Raw genomic sequence first — 21,152 nt, forward strand, 5'->3', positions numbered from 1 at the left:
GACCCGCTGACCTCACGAATGACCCGCCGACCTCACGGATGCCCCGCCGGCCTCATGGATGCAGTCCGCTCACCAGATCCGCGGTGGCCGTGAGGCCACTGTGGATCGTGGGCGCCATGCTGGTACTGGCCATGAAGAACCCGAGCAGTGCGCAGACCAGCGCATGGGAGGGCTTCAGCCCGCCGCTGCGCATGAAGATCACCGCAAGGATCAGGAGCAGCAGCACCACAGAGATGGAAATCGCCATCGTCACCCTCCTCCGCCACGCCGTCATGTCTGGTTCGCGGCGTTCGGCCGCAAGTGTGGCGTAGCGGAGGGTTCATCCGGGCTACCGACGTGTCCCCCGAACGTGTGGTGTCACCCCATGTCACGTGGCCACATGTGGTGTCACGCCGTGCGGTGGGCGTCCAGGAAGGCTTCCAGCCCTGCGAGGTCGTCGGTGTTGAGGAAGTCCACACCGGCGGCGAACAGTTCCTCCCACAGCGCGTCACGGGCGGGGCCCGCCAGGTCCGGGGTGTTCCAGAACCGCACGGTCTGCCCGGCCGCGTGCGCCTGCCGCACGATGTCGCGCAGCTTCTGCCGCTCGGCGTCGGGGAAGGCGCCGTCGCCGAGCCAGGTGAAGTTGGTCTGCCAGTTGTCGCTGATGAGCGAGACGAAGGAGGCGGGCGCCGAGGTGCCGAGGTCGGTGAGCCGGCCGTCGTAGAAGGCGCGGCGCACGGTCTGCGCCTCCATGGGGATGCGGGCCGCGCGGTCGCCGGAGATGACGTTGGTGACCGCGCCCTGGTGGACGCGTCCGTGGGCGTAGGTGGTGAACAGGTGCTTGTAGCGCAGGAGATGGCGGTCGAGTTCGAGGTACGTCGAGGAGCCCTCGGTCTTGATGTCGATCAGGAGCTGGAGCGGCTTGTGCCAACCCCGGTACACGGAGCCGTGATTGGCCTTCACGAGGGCGGAGAGCGGGTCCAGGTAGAGGGATTCGAGGGTGCGGCTCGGGTCGAGTTCGGACGCGTCGTGTCCGATGAGGAGTTGGTCGCCGACGAGGAAGATGTCGGCCTCGACGCTGCCGAAACGGTGGTCGAGGGCGTCGAAGAGGGGCCGGGGGTGCTCGTAGTCGTTGTGGGCGTGGGCGCGCCACAACGGGCGCCGGCGGTGCCCCTGATCGGCGGCGAACGCGCTGCCCGCGGGCGGGGCGAGCACGACCGCGAGGGTGGCGCCGAACGCGGTGAGGGCTCTGCGACGGGTGATGAGGGCCATGGTGTTCCTCCCTGTGGGGCGGGTTCGAACCACAGGGAGTATGGAGCTGTACGGCCCCCAACGAACCTGCACATGCCAGGAGTTGGCCGGACCGTCCTTGCTTGTTCACTCCTTCGGCGGTGGCGCACGGAAAAGCCCGCCCCAGGTGGGACGGGCTTCACCGGATGGTCGAACGGCGGTCAGGGGGCGCGCAGATCGACCAGTTCCGCCAGCGCCTCGCGATGGGCGCCCGCCGTGCCGTAGGCGATCGAGTCGGCCTTGGCCCGCTTCAAGTAGAGGTGGGCCGGGTGCTCCCACGTCATGCCGATGCCGCCGTGCAACTGGACGGCCTCCTCGGCCGCGTGGACGGCGACGGACGCCGCGTAGGCCTGCGCCACGGCGACCGCCACCTCGGTGTCCTCGCCGGTCGTGAGCGCGTCGGCCGCGTTCCGCGCGGCGGCCCGCAGACTGACGACCTCAAGCCACAGCTGCGCGAGCCGGTGCTTGAGCGCCTGGAACCCGCCGACGGGCCGGTTGAACTGCTTGCGCTCCTTGAGGTACCGGACCGTCTCCGTCAACGTCCAGTCGGCGAGCCCGAGTTGCTCGGACGCGAGCAGCCCGGCCCCGGCCCGCACCGCCCGCCGTACGGCAGGAGCCGCGTCGCCGATCCGGCGCCCCGCGACCCCGTCGAACACCACACGCGCCAACGGCCGGGTCAGGTCCAGGGACACCTGCGGTACGACGGTCACGGCGCCCGCCTCGACGGCGTACAGCCCGCCGTCCTCACCCGGCACCAGCAGCACATCGGCGGCGGCAGCATCGGCGATCCCGGTCAACTCGCCGTGCAGGGAACCGTTTTCGAGCCGTACAGCCTTGTGGGCGGCGCCCGGCGCGACGCTCAGGGAGACGGCGAGGACACCGATCCTGCGGCCGGACGCCAGCTCGGCGAGGAGGTCATCGGCCCCGCACTCCAGCAGCGCCTCGGTGGCGACGACGGCGCTCGTGAGGTACGGCACGGGTGCGACCGCGCGGCCCAACTCCTCCAGTACGACGGCGACTTCGCGGTGGGTGGCGCCCTGGCCGCCCTGTGCCTCGGGCACCAGGAGTCCGGCGAGGCCGATGCCCTCGGCGAGGGACTTCCACAGGGACAGGTCGTGCGGGGCGTCCGACTCGGTGCGGGCGATGACGCTCGCCGCGTCGCAGTGGTCGGTGAGCAGGTCCCGGACGACGGCGCGGAGCGCCTCTTCCTCCTCCGAGTAGAGCAGGTCGGTCATCGGGCCAGGTCCTTCCAGGCGACGTCCTTGTCGGTGCGCGGCTCGGCCGGGAGGCCCAGCACGCGTTCGGCGACGATGTTCAGCAGGACCTCGCTGGTCCCGCCCTCGATGCTGTTGCCCTTGGAACGGAGGTAGCGGTAACCGGCGTCGCGGCCGGTGAAGTCCACGAGTTCCGGGCGGCGCATGGTCCAGTCGTCGTACAACAGGCCTTCCTCGCCCCGGAGTTCGACCTCCAGGCCGCTGATCTCCTGGTTGAGGCGGGCGAAGGAGAGCTTCATGCCGGAGCCCTCGTGACCGGGCTGGCCCGCGACGAGCTGCTGGCGCAGCCGCTCGCCGGAGAGCCGGGCGACCTCGGCCTCCACCCAGAGCTTGAGGAGGCGCTGGTGGAGGTCGTGGGTGCGCAACTCGGGGCGCTCGCGCCAGGTTTGGCTGATCGGGCCGATCATGCCGCCCTCGCGGGGGATGCGCATGCCGCCGATGGAGACGCGCTCGTTCATCAGCGTGGTCTGCGCGACCCGCCAGCCGTCGCCGACCTCGCCGAGGCGATGGGCATCCGGGATGCGGACGTCGGTGAGGAAGACCTCGTTGAACTCGGCCTCGCCGGTGATCTGGCGCAGCGGCCGGACGTCGACGCCTGGGTCGGTCATGTCGCAGATGAAGTAGGTGATGCCGGCGTGCTTGGGCACGTCCGGGTCGGTGCGCGCGATGAGGATGGCCCAGCGGGCGACGTGGGCGCTGGACGTCCACACCTTCTGCCCGTTGACGATCCAGCCGTCGCCCTCCCGTACCGCGCGCGTGCCGAGCGCGGCCAGGTCGGACCCGGCGCCCGGCTCGCTGAACAGCTGGCACCAGACCTCCTCGCCGACCCAAAGGGGCCGTAGAAACTGCTGCTTCTGCTCTTCCGTGCCGTACTTGAGGATCGTCGGGGCGGCCATGCCGAGGCCGATGCCGATCCGGCGCGGGTCGTTGTCGGGGGCGCCCGCGGTCGCCAACTCGGCGTCCACGACGGCCTGGAGAGCGCGCGGGGCACCGAGGCCACCGAGGCCCTCGGGGTAGTGGACCCAGGCGAGTCCGGCGTCGAAGCGCGCCTTGAGGAAGGCTGTCCTGTCGGTCTCCAGCGGTGGGTGCGCGGCCAGCAACTCGGCCGTACGACGCCTGAGTTCAGTTGCGTCGATGGTCATGCGGCGGCTCCGTTCTCCAACGACGAGTCCTCCAGCGACGGCAGAATGGTGACCCGGCCGGTCGTGACACCGTCGGCGACCCGCTGCACGGCGGCCGCGGCGCCGCTCAGCGGTACGCGCTCGCTCACCAGGGGCTTGACGACACCCCGGGCGGCCAGGTCGGTGAGCTGCTCGTGGCAGTGGAGGATCAGCTTCGGGTTCTTGGTGGCGTACAGGCCCCAATGCAGGCCCAGGATCGAGTAGTTCTTCACCAGGGCGTGGTTGAGCGAGGGGCTCGGGATGGTGCCGCTCGCGAAGCCCACGACCACGATCCGGCCCTCGAAGGCGACGACCTTCGTGGACTGCGTGTAGGCGTCGCCGCCGACCGGGTCGTAGATCACGTCGGCACCGCGCCCGCCGGTGGCCTCCTTGACGGCCGCGACGACGTCCTCGGTGCGCCGGTCGATCACGACGTCGCAGCCCAACTCCCGTGCCACGGCGGCCTTGTCGGCACCGCCGACGACACCGATGACGGTGGCACCGGCGGCCTTGCCGAGCTGTACGGCCGCGCTGCCGACCCCGCCGGCGGCGGCGTGCACGAGGAGCGTCTCGCCGGCCTCCAGGTGGGCGCGCCGGTGGAGGCCGAACCAGCCCGTCTGGTAGCCGATGTGCAGCGCGGCGGTCTCCGCGTCGTCCAGCGACTCGGGCGCGGGCAGCAGTCCGGCGGCGTCCGCGACGGCGTACTCGGCGAAACCGCCGTACGGCAGCGCGGGGTTGGCGATCACGCGGCGGCCGTCCTCGGTCTCGCCGCAGATCTCCACGCCGGGCGTGAACGGGAGCGGGGGCCTGACCTGGTAGTGGCCGCGGCACATCAGGACGTCCGGAAAGTTGATGTTCGCGGCGCGCACCTTGAGCAGGACCTGGCCCGCACCGGGTGTCGGCTGCTGCACCTCCTCCAGGCGCATCGCCTCGCTCGGCTCGCCGTTCTGGTGCACTTGCCATGCCTGCATGCGGGGCCTCCACGGACTGCTCTGTCTTACCGGGCTTGGTCGCATACTAAGCGGTCGCTTGCGGATCTGGAACCGTCGGGTTCGTCACGGTCCACCGGCTGAGCAGGTCCTGTACACCGCGGGCCGGTGGGGGCTGGTCGCGCAGTTCCCGGCGCCCCTTCAGGGCGCGTTTTACTGGACCTTCCTGGGACGTGCACGGACGTGCATCCGCTCCCCCTGCGGCCCGAACAGGCTCAGGAACTCCGCCGGGCCCTCCCCCGTCGAACCGAACCAGTGCGGCACCCGCGTGTCGAACTCGACGGCCTCGCCCGTCGCGAGCACCACGTCGTGCTCGGCGAGTACGAGCCGCAGCCGTCCGGACATGACGTACAGCCACTCGTAGCCCTCGTGGGTCCGTAGATCGGGTTCCTCCTGCCGCTGCGGCACCAGCACCTTGAAGGCCTGGAGTCCGCCCGGCTGGCGGGTGAGCGGCCAGTAGGTGCGGCCGTGCCGCTGGATCGGCTCGGATCGCACCCGCGGATCCCGGACCGTCGGCGTCCCCACCAGCTCGTCCAACGGCACCTGATGGGCCCGCGCGATCGGCAGCAGCAGTTCCAGGCTGGGCTTGCGCAGGCCGGACTCCAGTCGGGACAGCGTGCTCACCGAGATGCCGGTCGTCTCCGACAGCCCCGCGAGGGTCGCGCCCCGCTCCTTCCGGATCCGCCGCAGTCGCGGGCCGACCTCCGCCAGGACCTCGTCCGTGTCGTCGCTCATGACCGGTATTGCAGTTTCGGCAAACGCGTTTGTCAATACGGCAGCGATGGCGCGACCTTCGGGGGTGGAGGTGGTCACCATGACCGAGACACACACCGAGACGCACACCGGGACATCTCCCGGGACCTACGAAGTGGTCGTCGTCGGCGGTGGCGCGGCCGGTCTGTCCGCCGCACTGGTCCTGGGCCGGTCCAGGCGCCGCACCCTGGTCGTCGACGCGGGCGAGCCGCGCAACGCGCCCACCCCGCACATGCAGGGCTATCTGACCCGGGACGGCATGTCCCCCGCCGAGTTCCTGGCCCTGGGCCGAGAGGAGATCGCGCGCTACGGCGTCGAGCTGGTCCGGGACCGGGTGGTGGACGTCACCGGCGGCTTCGCGGTCACGCTGGCCGGCGGCGAGACCGTCCGGGCCCGGCGGCTCGTCATCGCGACCGGTCTCAAGGACGAGCTGCCGGCCGTCCCCGGAGTCGCCGAGCGCTTCGGCCGTGACGTGATCCACTGCCCGTACTGCCATGGCTGGGAGGTCCGCGACCAGGCCTTCGGCGTGCTCGCGACCACGCCGATGAGCGTGCACCAGGCGCTGATGGTCTCGCAGTGGTCCAAGGACGTGACCCTGTTCCTGCACACCGTCGCCGAGTCCCAGCTGACGGACGACGATCTGCGCAGGCTGGCGGCGGCCGGGGTCGCCGTGGTCCCCGGCGAGGTCGCGGAGCTCGTCGTCGCCGACGACCGGCTGACCGGCGTCCGCCTCGCGGACGGCACCACGCACCCCCGCGAGGCCGTGTTCGTGGCGCCCCGCGCGATCCCGCAGACCGGTCTCCTGGAGCAGCTGGGCGCCGACATGCAGGAGACCCCGTTCGGCGCGTACCCGGTGGTCGACCCGACGGGCCTGACGACCGTGCCCGGGGTGTGGGCTGTCGGCAACGCGATGGGCTTCGGCGAGCAGGTCGTGAACGCGGCCTCCGCCGGCTACCGCGCGGGCGCCACGATCAACGGGGAACTGCTCATGGCCGACCTCGACGCCGACATCCGGGCGTAGCCGATATCCGGGCGTGGCCGACATCCGGGTGCGGTCGTCCGGGTGTAGACCGGCCGCCTCCGTTGCACGATGGCTGCATGCTGCTGACCCGGCTCGCGCAGGTGTCCCAGGAGGTCGCCGCCACCTCGGCGCGGTCCCGGAAGATCGCTCTGCTCGCGGAGCTCTTCCGGGACGCGGAGGCCGACGACGTCCCGATCGTCATCCCGTACCTGGCGGGCCGCCTGCCACAGGGCCGGCTCGGCATCGGCTGGAAGGTGCTGAGCCGGCCGGTCGCCCCGGCCCCCGAACCCACCCTGACCGTGCGCGAGGTGGACGCCCGCCTCTCCGCTCTCGGCAAGGTGTCGGGCACCGGCTCACAGGCTGAACGAGCGCTTCTTGTGGGCGAGTTGATGGGCGCGGCCACCGCCGACGAGCAGCGCTTCCTGTTCGGTCTGATCACCGGCGAGGTCCGGCAGGGCGCGCTGGACGCGGTCGCCGTGGAGGGCCTGGCGGAGGCGACCGGCACCCCTCCGGCGGACGTACGGCGGGCGGTCATGCTGGCCGGTTCGCTCCAGACGGTGGCCGAAGCCCTTCTCGCCGACGGCCCGGCCTCCCTCGACCGCTTCCGCCTGACCGTGGGCCGTCCGGTCCTGCCGATGCTCGCGCACACCGCCTCCTCGGTCGCCGAAGCGGTCGAGAAACTGGGTGAATGCGCGGTCGAGGAGAAGCTCGACGGCATCCGCGTCCAGGTCCACCGCGACGGCCAGGTCGTACGGCTCTACACCCGCACCCTCGACGACATCACCGACCGCCTCCCCGAACTCACCGCAGCCGCCCTGGAGTTGAGAGGCGAGCGGTTCATCCTGGACGGCGAGGTGATCTCCTTCGACGCGGACGGGCGGCCCCGTTCCTTCCAGGAGACGGCGGGCCGGGTCGGCTCCCGGGTGGACGTGGCCACGGCCGCCGAAACAGTCCCCGTCTCCCCCGTGTTCTTCGACGCGCTGTCCGTCGACGGCCGCGACCTGCTCGACCTCCCCTGCGCCCAACGGCACGCGGAACTGGCCCAGTTGGTGCCGGAACCGATGCGCGTCCGCCGCACGCTCGTCTCCGGCCCGGAGGACATCCCCGCCGCCGAGGCCTTCCTCGCCGAGACCCTGAAGCGCGGCCACGAGGGAGTCGTCGTCAAAGGCCTCGACGCCCCCTACAGCGCGGGCCGCCGGGGCGCCTCCTGGCTGAAGGTGAAGCCCGTCCACACCCTCGACCTGGTCGTGCTGGCCGCCGAGTGGGGCCACGGCCGCCGAACCGGCAAGCTCTCCAACCTCCACCTCGGCGCCCGCAACCCCGACGGCTCCTTCGCGATGCTCGGCAAGACCTTCAAGGGCATGACCGACGCCGTCCTGACCTGGCAGACCGAGCGCCTCCAGGAGCTGGCCGTGGAGAGCGACGGCCACGTGGTGACCGTACGGCCCGAACTCGTCGTGGAGATCGCGTACGACGGACTACAGAAGTCGACCCGCTACCCGGCCGGTGTCACGCTCCGCTTCGCGCGGGTCGTGCGCTATCGCGAGGACAAGCGGGCGGAGGAGGCGGACACGGTGGAGACGTTGCTGGCCGCGCATCCGGAGGTGAAGCCGTGAGTGGGAAGCGCAGTGCGGGGTTGCTGTTGTTCCGGCACACCGATCGCGGTCTGGAGGTGTTGCTCGGGCATATGGGCGGCCCGTTGTTCGCGCGACGGGACGCGGGGGCGTGGAGTGTGCCCAAGGGTGAGTACGAGCCCGACGAGACCGCATGGGACGCGGCCCGGCGCGAGTTCGAGGAGGAGCTGGGGCTCGCGCCGCCCGAGGGTGAGGCGATCGAGCTGGGTGAGGTGCGGCAGACCAACGGGAAGGTCGTCACCGCGTGGGCGATCGAGGCCGATCTCGACCCGGCGACCATGGTGCCCGGCACCTTCCGGATGGAGTGGCCGCCGAAGTCCGGGCAGGTCCAGGAGTTCCCCGAGCTGGACCGGGTCGAGTGGATGGACCTCGCACGGGCGCGAGCCGTCGTCGTCCAGGCGCAGGCCACGTTTCTCGACCGGCTGGCGGAGCACTCGGGCTGAGCACGGTCGCCCTCTCGACACCGACTGGAGCGCCCCGAAAGCGAACAAATCAATACAGCCGCCCACGCGTTGCGGTCGTCCGCACCGCGCGGGAAGGTCGAAGCACAGTCCGCTCCAGGAGGTCAGCCATGCCCATCGCGACGGTCAACCCGGCCAACGGTGAGACGCTCAAGACGTACGAGGCCATGGGTGACGAGGAGATCGAGCGCAGGCTCCGGCTCGCGGAGGCCACGTTCCGCACCTACCGGACGTCCGCCTTCGCCGAACGCGCCCGGCTCATGCACCGGGCCGCCGACCTGCTCGACGAGGACCAGCGGGACATCGGCCGCGTCATGACCACCGAGATGGGCAAGCCGGTCAAGCAGGCCCGCGCGGAGGCCGCCAAGTGCGCGCGGTCGATGCGCTGGTACGCCGACCACGCACAAGAGTTGCTCGCCGACGAGGAGCCCGCCGCCTCCGACGTGAAGGACTCCGGTGCCTCCCGGGCACTGGTCCGCTACCGGCCGCTGGGCCCGGTGCTCGCGGTGATGCCGTGGAACTTCCCGCTGTGGCAGGTGATCCGCTTTGCCGCGCCCGCGCTGATGGCGGGCAACGTCGGCCTGCTCAAGCACGCCTCGAACGTCCCGCAGACCGCGCTCTACCTGGAGGACCTGTTCCACCGCGCGGGCTTCCCCGAGGGCGCCTTCCAGACCCTCCTCGTCGGCTCCGGCGCGGTCGAGGAGATCCTGCGCGACGAGCGGGTGAAGGCGGCCACCCTCACCGGCAGCGAACCCGCCGGGCGGGCCGTCGCGTCCGTCGCCGGGGACATGGTCAAGAAGACGGTGCTGGAACTGGGCGGCAGCGACCCCTACGTCGTCATGCCGTCCGCCGACATCGACCGGGCCGCGCGGATCGCGGTGACGGCACGCGTGCAGAACAACGGGCAGTCCTGCATCGCCGCCAAGCGGTTCATCGTGCACACGGACGTCTTCGACGCGTTCGCCGAACGGTTCGTGGCCGGCATGAAGGCGCTCACTGTCGGTGATCCACTGGCGGAGGAGACCGAGGTGGGACCGCTCGCCAGCGAACAGGGGCGGGACGATCTGGAAGAACTCGTCGACGACGCCGTGCGCAGCGGCGCGACCGTGCTGTGCGGCGGGGAGCGGCCCGACGGGCCCGGCTGGTACTACCCGCCGACCGTCCTCGGCGACATCACCCGCAAGATGCGCGTCCACCGCGAGGAGACGTTCGGACCCGTCGCCACGCTGTACCGGGTGGCCGACCTCGACGAGGCGGTCCTCGTCGCCAACGACACGCCGTTCGGGCTGAGTTCCAACGTGTGGACGCGGGACGAGGGCGAGGCCGACCGGTTCGTACGGGATCTGGAGGCCGGCGGGGTGTTCTTCAACGGCATGACCGCGTCCCATCCGGCGTTCCCGTTCGGCGGGGTGAAGCGGTCCGGGTACGGACGGGAACTGTCGGGGCACGGAATCCGGGAGTTCTGCAACATCACCACGGTATGGCACGGAGCGTGAGCGTTCCGCGGCTACGATCCCCTGTGTGAACCGCGAAGTGACTCTGCCTCTGATCGTCGACGACCGCGGGACCTTGCAGGTGGCTGCGGCGGATGTCAGCAAGCTTTTGCGTACCGTGGGTGGGCGGTGGCTGCACCTTGTTGAGGCCGGGGAAGAGGGGCTTGATGAGGACACGGTGGCTGCGTTGACGATCGAGCTGGCGAAGCTGGCGGATCGTATTGACGTTGCGTGCATCGCGCACAGCAGTGGGGGGTCGTCGTAGTCGGGCGGGTGCGGGTGGGTTGTGGCTGGGCGCGCAGTTCCCCGCGCCCCTAGGAAACTCCCCCCAGCGTGGTCCAGAACATCGCCTCGTAATGCTTGAGCAAGGTGCTGTAGGTGTTCACCAACCCCTTGTTCGCCCCGCTCGCCCTCGCCGCCTTCTCATCCAATTCCGGGGACGGCTCTGCGAAGAAATCGAAGAAGCCGCAAGCCTCCTCCGTGAAGCCGTACTCGGACCGCAGCGCGCCCGCGATCGTCGCGCAATAGCCGCCCCATTCCGCGAAGTTGGATGTCAGGGCCGCCACCACGTCCGTCGGATCGGCGTTCAGGGCCAGCCACGCCACGTACGCCGGATAGGCCTGGCAGCCCGGTAGTGGCTCATACGCACGCAACCGTTCCTCGTCCACTCCGCACGCCTCCGCGAAGGCGGTCAGTCGCTCGCCCGCCATCGCCTCCCCCGCCGCCACGAACTCGAAGAAGTCGGCTGCCTCCGGAGTGGTCGTTTCGCGTTGCGCCAGATGCAGGAAGGCGCGGCGGTCGGCCGGGATCACGCGGTGTTGTTCCAGGGCAAGAGTTGCGAGGGTTTCGATGGGGGCCGTGCCGGTCTCGATCCGGGCTACCAAAGGGTTCGTGGTCATCGCGTCCTTCTTCGGGCGGGGTCCGGATACTGATCCGACCTTTACACAGGGTCCCTGAATTGGAGTAGTCCACCGAGAGATCGTCGCCCTCAAGGGTGATCGTGGGTGCACCACCCTCTGAGGTGAACCACCTTCTGACCGGCGGGCGAAGGCCTTCCGGAAGGCGAAAGCAGGGACGGTTCATGGCGACTTTGTGCAAACCCTCGGTGTCGGTTCCGGAGCACGTGATCACGATGGAGGAGACGCTTGAGCTGGCGCGCTCCCGCCACGCGGACCACCCCAACCTGCCGCTGGCCCTCCGGCTGATCGAGAACACCGGTGTGCGCACCCGGCACATCGTGCAGCCCATCGAGGAGACCCTGAAGCACCCCGGGTTCGAGGACCGCAACAGGATCTACACGGCCGAGGCGAAGGCCCGGGTCCCGTCGGTCGTACAGCGGGCGCTCGACGAGGCGGAGCTGCTCACCACCGACATCGACGTGATCATCTACGTCTCGTGCACGGGCTTCATGATGCCCTCGCTCACGGCCTGGCTGATCAACGAGATGGCCTTCGAGTCCACCACCCGGCAGATCCCGATCGCCCAGCTCGGCTGCGCGGCCGGCGGCGCGGCGATCAACCGGGCGCACGACTTCTGCACGGCGTACCCGGACGCCAACGCCCTCATCGTGGCCTGCGAGTTCTGCTCGCTGTGCTACCAGCCGACCGACCTCGGCATCGGCTCCCTGCTCTCCAACGGGCTGTTCGGCGACGGTATCGCCGCCGCGGTCGTGCGCGGGCGGGGCGGCACCGGCATCCAGCTGGAGCGCAACGGGTCGTACCTGATCCCCAAGACCGAAGAGTGGATCATGTACGACGTGCGGGCCACCGGGTTCCACTTCCTGCTGGACAAGCGGGTGCCGGCCACCATGGAGCCCCTCGCCCCGGCGCTCCAGGACCTCGCGGGACTGCACGGCTGGGACGCGGCCGACCTGGACTTCTACATAGTCCACGCGGGCGGGCCCCGAATACTCGACGACCTGAGCAAGTTCCTCCAGGTCGACCCGCACGCGTTCCGGTTCAGCCGGGCCACCCTCACCGAGTACGGCAACATCGCCAGCGCCGTCGTGCTGGACGCGCTGCGCCGGCTCTTCGACGAGGGCGGCGCCGAACACCGGGCGCGTGGACTGCTCGCCGGGTTCGGACCCGGTATCACCGCCGAGATGGCCCTGGGCCGCTGGCACCGCGACGACCGAGAGACGGCTTGAGTACGGCATGACTGAAGAGACGATCACCGAGACCCTGCCCCCGGTCAGGCCCTGGCCGGCCCTCGACCTGACCGGGGTGGACTTCGACCCGGTCCTCACCAAGTTGATGCGGGAGGGTCCGGTCAACCGGATCAAGCTGCCCAACGGTGAGGGCTGGGCGTGGCTGGTCACCCGGCACGACGACGTGCGGATGGTCACCAACGATCCCCGGTTCAGCCGCGAGGCGGTGATGGACCAGCCGGTGACCCGGCTCGCCCCGCACTTCATCCCGGCCCGCGGCGCGGTCGGCTTCCTCGATCCGCCGGACCACACGCGGCTACGGCGCTCGGTGGCGCCAGCGTTCACGACGCGCGGGGTGGAGCGGGTGCGGGAGCAATCCCGGTTGCTGCTAGACGAGTTGGTCGACGAACTGCTCCAGGACGGACCGCCGGCCGATCTCACCGAGACCGTGCTGAGTCCGTTCCCGATCGCGGTGATCTGCGAGCTGATGGGCGTGCCGGCGGCCGACCGGCACGGCATGCACACCTGGACCCAGCTCATCCTGTCCTCCTCGCACGGCGCCGAGGTCAGCGAGCAGGCCAAGCAGGAGATGGGCGCCTACTTCGGCGATCTCATCGGGCTGCGGGAGAGCAGCGACGGCGAGGACGTCGCCTCGCTGCTCGGTGGAGCCGTGGGCCGCGAGGAGATGACCCTGGAGGAGGCGGTCGGGCTCGCGGTGCTGCTACAGATCGGCGGCGAGGCGGTCACCAACAACAGCGGGCAGATGTTCTATCTGCTGCTGACCCGCCCCGATCTCGTCGAACGGCTGCGCTCCGAGCCGGAGTTGAGGCCCCAGGCCATCGACGAGCTGCTGCGGTACATCCCGCACCGCAACGCGGTCGGGCTGTCCCGGATCACCATGGAGGACGTGGAGATCCGCGGGGTACGGATGCGGGCGGGCGACCCGGTGTACGTGTCGTACCTGGCCGCCAACCGCGATCCGGACGTCTTCCCCGACCCCGAGAAGATCGACTTCTCGCGCAGCCCGAACCCGCACGTCTCCTTCGGTTTCGGCCCGCACTTCTGTCCCGGCAACATGCTGGCGCGGATGGAGTCCGAGCTGCTGGTGGACGCGCTCCTCGACCGGTTGCCGGGGCTGCGGCTCGCGGTTCCGGCCGATCAAGTGCCGTTCAAGAAGGGCGCGTTGATCCGTGGTCCCGAGGCACTGCCCGTGACGTGGTGAGGTGTCGATGACGGCGACGGAGGGGCTGCTCGTGCCGCCGGGGCACGGCCGGGTCGTACAGACACCCGCGCAGCACGTGACGTTCAAGGTGACCGGGTCGCACTCGCGGACGGCGTCCACCTTCGAGGTGGTGGTGCCGCCGGGGTTCGACGTCGGGGCCCATGTGCACACGCGCAGCGAGGAGTTGTTCTACGTCCTCGAAGGCGAGCTGGACGTGCTCGCCTTCGAGCCGCGGATCCGGACGCCGGACAACTGGCAGCGGTGGGAGTCGAGTTCGGGGAGTCGGGTGGTGCGGGCGACACCGGGGACGGTGATCGTCGTACCGCCCGGGTGTCCGCACGCGTTCTCCAACCCCACGGAGACGCCCGCGAAGATGTTCTTCCAGGCGTCTCCGCCGCCCGATCATGAGCGGTATTTCGAGGAGTTGTTGGAGATTCTCGGGGGTGGGGGGCCGCCGGATCATGCGGCTATCGAGGAGCTGCGGGCGCGTTATGACATCGAGCAGTTGACGCCTTTGAAACACCGGTAGTTGTTCGGCTACCGGCCGGTGGGGGCTGGTCGCGCAGTTCCCCGCGCCCCTTAAGGACACCGGTGCCTGACGGGTTTTCAGGGGCGCGGGAACTCAACGAATCGGCATCCCCGACAACGTCCGTGCGATCACCAGCCGTTGGATCTCACTCGTGCCCTCGAAGATCGTGTAGATCGCCGCATCCCGGTGCATCCGCTCGACGGGATACTCACGCGTGTAGCCGTTCCCGCCGAGGATCTGGATCGCCTGCGCGGTCACCTTCTTCGCCGTCTCGCTGGCGAAGAGCTTCGACATCGAGCCCTCGGCCGCGGTGAACTGCTTGCCGTTGACCGCCATCCAGGAGGCCCGCCACACCAACAGCCGCGCCGCGTCGATGGACGTACGCATGTCGGCGATCTGGAAGGCGACGCCCTGGTTGTCGATGATCGGGCGGCCGAACTGCTCGCGGGTCTTCGCGTAGTCGAGGGCGACCTCGTACGCGGCGCGCGCGGTGCCGACCGCCATGGCGCCCACCGCGGGGCGGCTGGCCTCGAACGTCGCCATCGCCGCGTTCTTCACCCGCTCGCCGCCGCCGGCCTTCGCGCGCTCACGGGCACGGGCGAGGCGCTCGTCCAGCTTCTCCTTGCCGCCGAGCAGGCAGGAACCGGGGACGCGCGCGTTCTCCAGGACCACCTCGGCGGTGTGCGAGGCGCGGATGCCGTGCTTCTTGAACTTCTGCCCCTGGGACAGACCCGGCGTGCCCGACGGGACGATGAAGGAGGCGTGACCCTTGGAGCCGAGGTCCGCGTCGACGACCGCGACGACGACGTGGACGTTGGCGATACCGCCGTTGGTCGCCCAGGTCTTGGTGCCGTTGAGGATCCACTCGTCCTTGGCCTCGTCGTAGACGGCACGCGTGCGCATGGAGGCCACGTCGGAACCGGCGTCGGGCTCGGAGGAGCAGAAGGCGGCGACCTTCACGTCGTTGGCGTCGCCGTACATCTGGGGAATCCAGGTGCCGATCTGCTCCTCGGTGCCGTTGGCGAGGACGCCGACCGCGGCGAGACCGGTGCCGACTATGGAGAGGGCTATGCCCGCGTCGCCCCAGAACAGCTCCTCCATGGCCATCGGGATGCCGAGGCCGGTGGGGTCGAAGTACTGCTGGGCATAGAAGTCCAGGGAGTAGATGCCGACCTTGGCGGCCTCCTGGATGACCGGCCAGGGAGTCTCCTCACGCTCGTCCCATTCGGCGGCGGCGGGGCGGATGACATCGGCGGCGAAGCCGTGCAGCCAGTCCCGCACCTCCTTCTGTTCGTCGTTGAGTTCCATGGTGAACTCGGCCATGACTCCTCCAGCAGCGCACTAGCATGTTACTTGCGGTAACGACAGAGTCTGTTACCGACGGGTAGGAAAAGTCAACTCCCGATGACGTCTCGGCAGCCCGTTCGAGGTGTGTGGCACGTTGAGTGTTAGTTTGCGCAGGCGTTACCGATTCAGCACGGGTGGGGAGAGACCATGAGCACCACGCAGCGGACCGATCAACAGCGGTCCGCCGACCGCCGACGGCGTGAGCTGTTGGAGGCCGCGGACAGGGTGGTGCTGCGTGACGGCCCACAGGCCTCGATGAACGCGATCGCGGCCGAGGCCGGCATCACCAAGCCGATCCTGTACCGGCACTTCGGTGACAAGGGCGGACTGTACGCGGCGCTCGCCAAGCGGCACACCGACGCGCTGCTGTCCTCACTGCGGGCCGCGCTGGACGCTCCCGCCGAGCGTCGGGAGCGGGTCGAGGCCACGCTCGACACCTACCTCGCCGCGATCGAGGCGCTGCCTCAGGTGTACCGGTTCCTGATGCATCCCGTCGAGGGCGGGCAGACCGCGGACCACGGGTTCGACACGGGGAATCACTCGGTACCGCTGCTTCGGCGGATGGGGGAGGAACTCGCTCAGGTCATCGAGGAGCGGGTGGATCTCGGGCCCAACAGCCAGCAGTTGGCCCGGGTGTGGGGGCATGGGATCGTCGGGATGATGCATGCGGCCGGGGACTGGTGGCTGGGGGAACGGCCTTGTTCTCGGGCGGAGTTGGTGCGGAGTTTGGCTGATCTGTTGTGGGGGCGGTTGGCTGCCGCCGGGGACAAGGTGGGTGGGCCGGGGTTCTGAGGTCGTGTTCAGAGTGCGGGTGAGTGGGGGCTGATCGCGCAGTTCCCCGCGCCCCTAAAGAAAAGACCTGAACTCACCGGCGCCATGAAGCTCGGGCCGCTTGTCGCATCAGGCGGTTTCGGCGCCAGCCCGTCACGCGGTCCGCGTACACCCGTCCCTCCACGTGGTCGCACTCGTGCTGCAAGCACCTCGCGAACCAACCCGTCCCCTCCACGGTGATCGGTTCCCCGGTCACCGTGAAGCCCTCGACGACCGCGTGGTCGTAGCGCTCCGTCCCCGCCTCCAGGCCCGGTAGGGACAGGCAGCCTTCAGGGCCGCGCAGCACCAGCCCATCCGTCTCGACCAGGCGTGGGTTCACCACATGACCCAGGTGGCGGGTCTCCTCGTCGTCGGGGCAGTCGTAGACGAACACCCGCAAGGATTCGCCGACTTGGTTCGCGGCGAGGCCCACGCCCTGGGCCGCGTACATCGTCGCGAACAAGTCCTCTACGAGGCGGGCGAGTTCGGGGCCGAAGTTCGTCACCTCCTCGCACGGGGCATGCAGGAGGGGGTCGCCGAGCAGGGTGAGGGGACGGACTCGCCCGTGGGCGCCCGGGATGGAGCCGTATCGCATGGGCGCAAGGGTACGGTTCTCTACGGCGCACGCCCGCCGCGAGGCGTTCGCGGTGCCGCGGGTTCGGGCACTGATAAGGATCTCGATAGGCTGAGGTCCACACCACGTTGCCGGAGGCAGAGGCGCGGCGCGTACGCAAGGAGGATCGAGAACTGATGGCAGGCAACTCGGACCCGCTCACGCCGCGGGCCAAGCTCGCCGTGACGGCGGGCAAGGCGGTCGCGGCGGCATCGCGTGCCGCGGGGCGGGGCAGCGGATCGGTGATCGGCGGCCGAGTGGCACTCAAACTCGACCCCGACCTCCTCGCCCGGCTCGCGCAGAGTCTGGATGTGACTCTGGTCTCGGCCACCAACGGCAAGACCACGACCACGCGGCTCATCGCCGAGGCGCTCGGGGCCGCCGGGCCCGTCGTGTCGAACGCGCTCGGTGCCAACATGCCCGCCGGTATCACCTCGGCGCTGGCCGGCGGCTCGGACGCCAAGTTCGGGGTCATCGAGGTCGACGAGAAGTACCTCGCCGGCGTCGCCCGGGACACCGACCCCAAGTGCATCGCGCTGCTCAACCTCTCCCGCGACCAGCTGGACCGCGCGGCCGAGACCCGCATGCTCGCGGAGAACTGGCGTGAGGGGCTTGCCGGTTCGAAGGCCGTCGTCGTCGCCAACGCGGACGACCCGCTGGTCGTGTGGGCCGCGTCCTCCTCCCCCAATGTGATCTGGGTCGCCGCCGGGCAGATGTGGAAGGACGACGCCTGGTCCTGCCCGTCCTGTGGTGGCGTGATGCAGCGGCCCGGTGACGACTGGTTCTGCGGTGAGTGCGGGTTCCGGCGGCCGACGCCGAGTTGGACGCTGTCCGGGGACCATGTGCTCGATCCGCACGGTTCCGCCTGGCCCATCCACCTCCAGTTGCCCGGCCGCGCCAACAAGGCCAACGCCGCGTCCTCCGCCGCCGTCGCCGCCGTCTTCGGGGTGCCGCCGCAGGTCGCCCTGGAGCGCATGTACCGGGTGCAGGCCGTCGCCGGACGTTATGACGTCGTCCAGTTCATGCAGCGCGACCTGCGCCTGCTGCTGGCGAAGAACCCGGCGGGCTGGCTCGAAACGTTCAGCCTGATCGATCCGCCGCCCACCCCGGTGATCCTCTCGGTGAACGCGCGCGGCGCCGACGGCACCGACACCTCGTGGCTGTGGGACGTCGACTACACGCGACTGACCGGCCACCCCATCTTCGTCGTGGGCGACCGCAAGCTGGACCTCGCGGTCCGTCTGGAAGTGGCCAACCAGCACTTCCAGGTCTGCGACAACCTCGACCAGGCCGTGCAGCAGGCCCCGCCCGGCCGGATCGAGGTCATCGCGAACTACACCGCGTTCCAGGACCTGCGCCGCCGCGTCGGCAACTGAGACCCAGAACCCCCAGAGGACGAATGACCATGAGCGACAACCAGCTCCGTCTGGTGTGGATCTACCCCGACCTGCTGAGCACCTACGGCGACCAGGGCAACGCCCTCGTCGTGGAACGCCGGGCGCGGCAGCGCGGCCTCGACGTGGCACGGCTGGACGTGCGCAGCGACCAGCCGATCCCGACCTCGGGCGACATCTATCTGATCGGCGGCGGCGAGGACCGCCCGCAGCGGCTCGCGGCCGAGCGGCTGCGCCGGGACGGCGGCCTGCACCGGGCGATCGGCAACGGCGCGATCGTCTTCTCGGTGTGCGCCGGCTACCAGATCCTCGGCCACGAGTTCATCAACGACCTCGGGCAGCGCGAGCCCGGCCTCGGCCTGCTCGACGTGGTGTCGGTGCGCGGCGAGGGCGAGCGCTGCGTCGGTGACGTCCTCGGCGACATCGACCCGCGGCTGGGCCTGCCCCCGCTGACCGGCTTCGAGAACCACCAGGGCGTCACCCACCTCGGCCCCTCCGCCCGCCCGTTCGCGCAGGTGCGGCTCGGCAAGGGCAACGGCACGGGCGACGGCACCGAGGGCGCGTACAACGACACGGTGTTCGGTACGTACATGCACGGACCCGTGCTCGCCCGCAACCCGCTGATCGCGGACCTGCTGCTCAAGCTGGCCCTTGACGTGAACGCGCTGCCTCCGATCGACGACCGCTGGTACGAGGCGCTCCGCAGCGAGCGCATCGCCGCAGCTCAGCAGCCCGCGTAAGCGGCGCGTACACCTGGTCTTCGGGTGCGGGCAACCAGCCCGTCTGACGGCTCGTCCGCGCAGGTGAGCGGGGTCGTCCAGCAGGCGGACGCACGCTACGACCCCGCCCCCTCCTGCCGTTAGGGTGGCGGGGATCGTGCCGGACAACGTGGTCCGGTCCCGCCCACGTTGAGAAGGTTCTTTCGGGCTATGCGCATTGGTGTGCTCACGTCCGGCGGCGACTGCCCCGGCCTGAACGCCGTCATCCGGTCCGTCGTGCACCGCGCCGTCGTGGACCACGGCGACGAGGTCATCGGCTTCCGGGACGGCTGGAAGGGCCTCCTGGAGTGCGACTACCTCAAGCTCGACCTCGACGCGGTGAGCGGCATCCTCGCCCGCGGCGGCACCATCCTCGGCTCCTCCCGGGTCCAGCCCTCCCATCTGCGGGACGGCGTGGAGCAGGCCCGGGGCCATGTCGAGGAACTCGGCCTCGACGCCATCATCCCGATAGGCGGTGAGGGCACCCTCAAGGCCGCCAAGCTGATGTACGACGCCGGGCTCCCGATCGTCGGCGTCCCCAAGACCATCGACAACGACATCGCTGTCACGGACGTCACCTTCGGCTTCGACACGGCCGTCGGTGTCGCGACCGAGGCGCTCGACCGGCTCAAGACGACCGCCGAGTCCCACCAGCGCGTCCTCGTCGTCGAGGTCATGGGCCGCCACACCGGCTGGATCGCGCTGCACTCCGGCATGGCGGCGGGCGCGCACGCCATCGTCGTACCTGAACGCCCCTTCGACATCGAGGAGTTGGCCGCACGCGTCGGCGAACGCTTCGAGGCGGGCAAGCGGTTCGCGATCGTGGTGGCGGCTGAAGGTGCCAAGCCGCGTGCGGGCTCCATGGAGTTCGACGAGGGCAAGAAGGACGTCTACGGCCATGAGCGCTTCGCGGGGATCGCGCGGCAGCTGTCCCTCGAACTGGAGGAGCGGCTCGGCAAGGAGGCGCGGCCGGTGATCCTCGGGCACGTCCAGCGCGGTGGCACCCCGACCGCCTACGACCGCGTCCTCGCGACCCGGTTCGGGTGGCACGCGGTGGAGGCCGCGCACCGTGGGGAGTTCGGGAAGATGACCGCGCTCCGGGGGACGGACATCTTGATGGTGCCGTTGGCGGACGCGGTGGAGACCCTCAAGACCGTTCCCGCTGATCGGTACGAAGAGGCTGAGTGCGTGCTGTAGCCCGTACGTAGAACGAAACTGCCCCCGGTCATGATCCTGACCGGGGGCAGTTCTAGTCTGTGTGCGGACAGACTTGCACAACCCCCACGAATCAGGAGCCGTCCGATGGATCACGGCGGGCACGGCATGACCATGGATCTGCCGCCGTTCACGTTGGGGCGCGGGCTCGAATGGTCGGCCGACCCGTTCTTCCTCACCGCCTGCCTGGTCGGGCTCGGGCTGTACGGGTGGGGGGTCGTGCGGTTGCGGCGGCGCGGGGACTCCTGGCCCGTGGGGCGGACGATCTCCTACGTCATCGGTGTGCTGACGGTCGGGCTCGTGATGTGCACCAAGCTCAACGACTACGGCATGGTCATGTTCAGCGTGCACATGGTGCAGCACATGATCATCAGCATGCTGTCGCCGATCCTGCTGCTGCTCGGCGCCCCGGTCACGCTCGCGCTGCGGGCGCTGCCGCCGGCGGCCCGGGGTCGTAAGGGGCCGCGCGAACTGCTGTTGATGTTCCTGCACAGCCGGTACATGAAGATCATCACGCATCCCGCGTTCACGATCCCGCTGTTCATCGCGAGCCTGTACGCCCTCTACTTCACGCCGATCTTCGACTTCCTCATGGGCTCGAAGACCGGGCACATCGCGATGATGGTGCACTTCCTCGCCGTGGGCGTGGTGTTCTTCTGGCCGATCATGGGCGTGGATCCGGGACCGAGTCGGCCCGGTTATCTGATGCGGATGCTGGAGCTGTTCGCCGGGATGCCGTTCCACGCGTTCTTCGGCATCGCGCTGATGATGGCGTCGGAGCCGATGGTCGAGACGTTCAAGCACCCGCCCGCCTCGCTCGGCATCGACGCGCTCTCCGACCAGAACGCGGCCGGCGGTATCGCCTGGGCGTTCAGCGAGATCCCCTCCGTACTGGTGCTGATCGCCCTGCTGTTCCAGTGGTACAGCTCGGAGCAGCGGCAGGCCAAGCGGCAGGACCGGGCCGCCGACCGGGACGGCGACAAGGAACTTGAGGCGTACAACGCCTATTTGGCCTCATTGAACACACGAGGCAATTGAACGCACGCGGCTCACTGAACGGAAAT

Annotated in this window: 22 protein-coding genes; 13 read left to right on the forward strand and 9 right to left on the reverse strand. The window is 69.8% G+C overall.

Going from position 1 to position 21,152, the window contains the following annotated elements; translation table 11 throughout:
* Positions 1 to 52: 52 nt before the first annotated feature.
* The 6 genes from ACWIHT_RS29755 to ACWIHT_RS29780 all read right to left on the reverse strand — a co-directional run bounded on the left by ACWIHT_RS29755 (position 53) and on the right by ACWIHT_RS29780 (position 5,427).
* Positions 53 to 247 carry a hypothetical protein gene (locus ACWIHT_RS29755; protein WP_456171373.1) on the reverse strand — a complete coding sequence of 65 codons (195 nt, stop codon included), beginning with the start codon at positions 245 to 247 and terminating at the stop codon, positions 53 to 55.
* A 140-nt stretch (positions 248 to 387) separates the two neighbouring features.
* Positions 388 to 1,251, reverse strand: coding sequence for a phosphatidylinositol-specific phospholipase C/glycerophosphodiester phosphodiesterase family protein (locus ACWIHT_RS29760; protein ID WP_456171374.1), 864 nt, complete (start codon positions 1,249 to 1,251; stop codon positions 388 to 390).
* A 179-nt stretch (positions 1,252 to 1,430) separates the two neighbouring features.
* Positions 1,431 to 2,504: an acyl-CoA dehydrogenase family protein gene (locus tag ACWIHT_RS29765; protein WP_456171375.1), complete on the reverse strand. Its 1,074-nt coding sequence runs from the start codon at positions 2,502 to 2,504 to the stop codon at positions 1,431 to 1,433.
* Positions 2,501 to 3,685 (reverse strand): acyl-CoA dehydrogenase family protein, encoded by a 1,185-nt coding sequence (locus ACWIHT_RS29770; protein WP_456171376.1) that lies wholly within the window; start codon positions 3,683 to 3,685, stop codon positions 2,501 to 2,503. The genes ACWIHT_RS29765 and ACWIHT_RS29770 overlap by 4 nt, the downstream gene beginning before the upstream one ends.
* Complete coding sequence (locus ACWIHT_RS29775; protein ID WP_456171377.1) at positions 3,682 to 4,674, reverse strand: NADPH:quinone oxidoreductase family protein; 993 nt, start codon at positions 4,672 to 4,674, stop codon at positions 3,682 to 3,684. The genes ACWIHT_RS29770 and ACWIHT_RS29775 overlap by 4 nt, the downstream gene beginning before the upstream one ends.
* Before the next feature lie 171 nt (positions 4,675 to 4,845).
* Positions 4,846 to 5,427 carry a helix-turn-helix domain-containing protein gene (locus tag ACWIHT_RS29780; RefSeq protein WP_456171378.1) on the reverse strand — a complete coding sequence of 194 codons (582 nt, stop codon included), beginning with the start codon at positions 5,425 to 5,427 and terminating at the stop codon, positions 4,846 to 4,848.
* Positions 5,428 to 5,506: 79 nt separating this feature from the next.
* Here ACWIHT_RS29780 and ACWIHT_RS29785 point away from each other — a divergent pair, with 79 nt between their 5' ends.
* The 5 genes from ACWIHT_RS29785 to ACWIHT_RS29805 all read left to right on the forward strand — a co-directional run bounded on the left by ACWIHT_RS29785 (position 5,507) and on the right by ACWIHT_RS29805 (position 10,319).
* Positions 5,507 to 6,466, forward strand: a complete 960-nt coding sequence (locus tag ACWIHT_RS29785; RefSeq protein ID WP_456171379.1) for an NAD(P)/FAD-dependent oxidoreductase — start codon at positions 5,507 to 5,509, stop codon at positions 6,464 to 6,466.
* Between the two features lie 77 nt (positions 6,467 to 6,543).
* Positions 6,544 to 8,082: an ATP-dependent DNA ligase gene (locus tag ACWIHT_RS29790; protein ID WP_456171380.1), complete on the forward strand. Its 1,539-nt coding sequence runs from the start codon at positions 6,544 to 6,546 to the stop codon at positions 8,080 to 8,082.
* Positions 8,079 to 8,543: an NUDIX domain-containing protein gene (locus ACWIHT_RS29795; protein WP_456171381.1), complete on the forward strand. Its 465-nt coding sequence runs from the start codon at positions 8,079 to 8,081 to the stop codon at positions 8,541 to 8,543. Before ACWIHT_RS29790 ends, ACWIHT_RS29795 begins: the two co-directional genes overlap by 4 nt.
* A gap of 128 nt (positions 8,544 to 8,671) precedes the next feature.
* Positions 8,672 to 10,057, forward strand: a complete 1,386-nt coding sequence (locus ACWIHT_RS29800; protein ID WP_456171382.1) for an NADP-dependent succinic semialdehyde dehydrogenase — start codon at positions 8,672 to 8,674, stop codon at positions 10,055 to 10,057.
* A 25-nt stretch (positions 10,058 to 10,082) separates the two neighbouring features.
* The gene (locus ACWIHT_RS29805) at positions 10,083 to 10,319 is read left to right on the forward strand and encodes a DUF6213 family protein (protein WP_317880821.1); all 237 of its coding nucleotides are present in this window, start codon (positions 10,083 to 10,085) and stop codon (positions 10,317 to 10,319) included.
* 49 nt (positions 10,320 to 10,368) lie between these two features.
* Here the strand turns inward: ACWIHT_RS29805 and ACWIHT_RS29810 are convergent, their stop codons facing one another.
* Positions 10,369 to 10,953, reverse strand: a complete 585-nt coding sequence (locus tag ACWIHT_RS29810; protein WP_456171383.1) for a thiaminase II/PqqC family protein — start codon at positions 10,951 to 10,953, stop codon at positions 10,369 to 10,371.
* Between the two features lie 182 nt (positions 10,954 to 11,135).
* On the opposite strand from ACWIHT_RS29810, the gene ACWIHT_RS29815 reads away from it, so the two are divergent.
* The 3 genes from ACWIHT_RS29815 to ACWIHT_RS29825 are packed head-to-tail and all read left to right on the forward strand — an operon-like array spanning position 11,136 to position 13,951.
* Positions 11,136 to 12,200, forward strand: coding sequence for a type III polyketide synthase (locus tag ACWIHT_RS29815; RefSeq protein ID WP_200714065.1), 1,065 nt, complete (start codon positions 11,136 to 11,138; stop codon positions 12,198 to 12,200).
* Between the two features lie 7 nt (positions 12,201 to 12,207).
* On the forward strand, positions 12,208 to 13,422 hold the full coding sequence (locus ACWIHT_RS29820; protein WP_456171384.1) for a cytochrome P450: 1,215 nt from the start codon (positions 12,208 to 12,210) through the stop codon (positions 13,420 to 13,422).
* Positions 13,423 to 13,429: 7 nt separating this feature from the next.
* Entirely contained in the window at positions 13,430 to 13,951 is a 522-nt protein-coding gene (locus ACWIHT_RS29825) for a cupin domain-containing protein (RefSeq protein ID WP_456171385.1), read from the forward strand.
* A gap of 93 nt (positions 13,952 to 14,044) precedes the next feature.
* Here the strand turns inward: ACWIHT_RS29825 and ACWIHT_RS29830 are convergent, their stop codons facing one another.
* Positions 14,045 to 15,274 carry an acyl-CoA dehydrogenase family protein gene (locus tag ACWIHT_RS29830; protein ID WP_317880826.1) on the reverse strand — a complete coding sequence of 410 codons (1,230 nt, stop codon included), beginning with the start codon at positions 15,272 to 15,274 and terminating at the stop codon, positions 14,045 to 14,047.
* Positions 15,275 to 15,445: 171 nt separating this feature from the next.
* Here ACWIHT_RS29830 and ACWIHT_RS29835 point away from each other — a divergent pair, with 171 nt between their 5' ends.
* The gene (locus tag ACWIHT_RS29835; RefSeq protein WP_200714059.1) at positions 15,446 to 16,090 is read left to right on the forward strand and encodes a TetR family transcriptional regulator; all 645 of its coding nucleotides are present in this window, start codon (positions 15,446 to 15,448) and stop codon (positions 16,088 to 16,090) included.
* Positions 16,091 to 16,163: 73 nt separating this feature from the next.
* Here ACWIHT_RS29835 and def read toward each other — a convergent pair whose 3' ends face one another.
* Positions 16,164 to 16,703, reverse strand: a complete 540-nt coding sequence (def, locus tag ACWIHT_RS29840; RefSeq protein ID WP_456171386.1) for a peptide deformylase — start codon at positions 16,701 to 16,703, stop codon at positions 16,164 to 16,166.
* 155 nt (positions 16,704 to 16,858) lie between these two features.
* Here def and ACWIHT_RS29845 point away from each other — a divergent pair, with 155 nt between their 5' ends.
* From ACWIHT_RS29845 to ACWIHT_RS29860, 4 genes are all read left to right on the forward strand, one after another.
* Positions 16,859 to 18,097 (forward strand): MurT ligase domain-containing protein, encoded by a 1,239-nt coding sequence (locus ACWIHT_RS29845; RefSeq protein WP_456171387.1) that lies wholly within the window; start codon positions 16,859 to 16,861, stop codon positions 18,095 to 18,097.
* Positions 18,098 to 18,126: 29 nt separating this feature from the next.
* Positions 18,127 to 18,855, forward strand: a complete 729-nt coding sequence (locus ACWIHT_RS29850) for a type 1 glutamine amidotransferase (protein ID WP_456171388.1) — start codon at positions 18,127 to 18,129, stop codon at positions 18,853 to 18,855.
* Between the two features lie 189 nt (positions 18,856 to 19,044).
* Positions 19,045 to 20,070 (forward strand): 6-phosphofructokinase, encoded by a 1,026-nt coding sequence (locus ACWIHT_RS29855; RefSeq protein WP_456171389.1) that lies wholly within the window; start codon positions 19,045 to 19,047, stop codon positions 20,068 to 20,070.
* A gap of 105 nt (positions 20,071 to 20,175) precedes the next feature.
* On the forward strand, positions 20,176 to 21,126 hold the full coding sequence (locus ACWIHT_RS29860) for a cytochrome c oxidase assembly protein (protein ID WP_456171390.1): 951 nt from the start codon (positions 20,176 to 20,178) through the stop codon (positions 21,124 to 21,126).
* The last annotated feature ends 26 nt before the right edge of the window (positions 21,127 to 21,152 follow it).

The sequence above is a fragment of the Streptomyces sp. NPDC002276 genome, assembly GCF_053891435.1.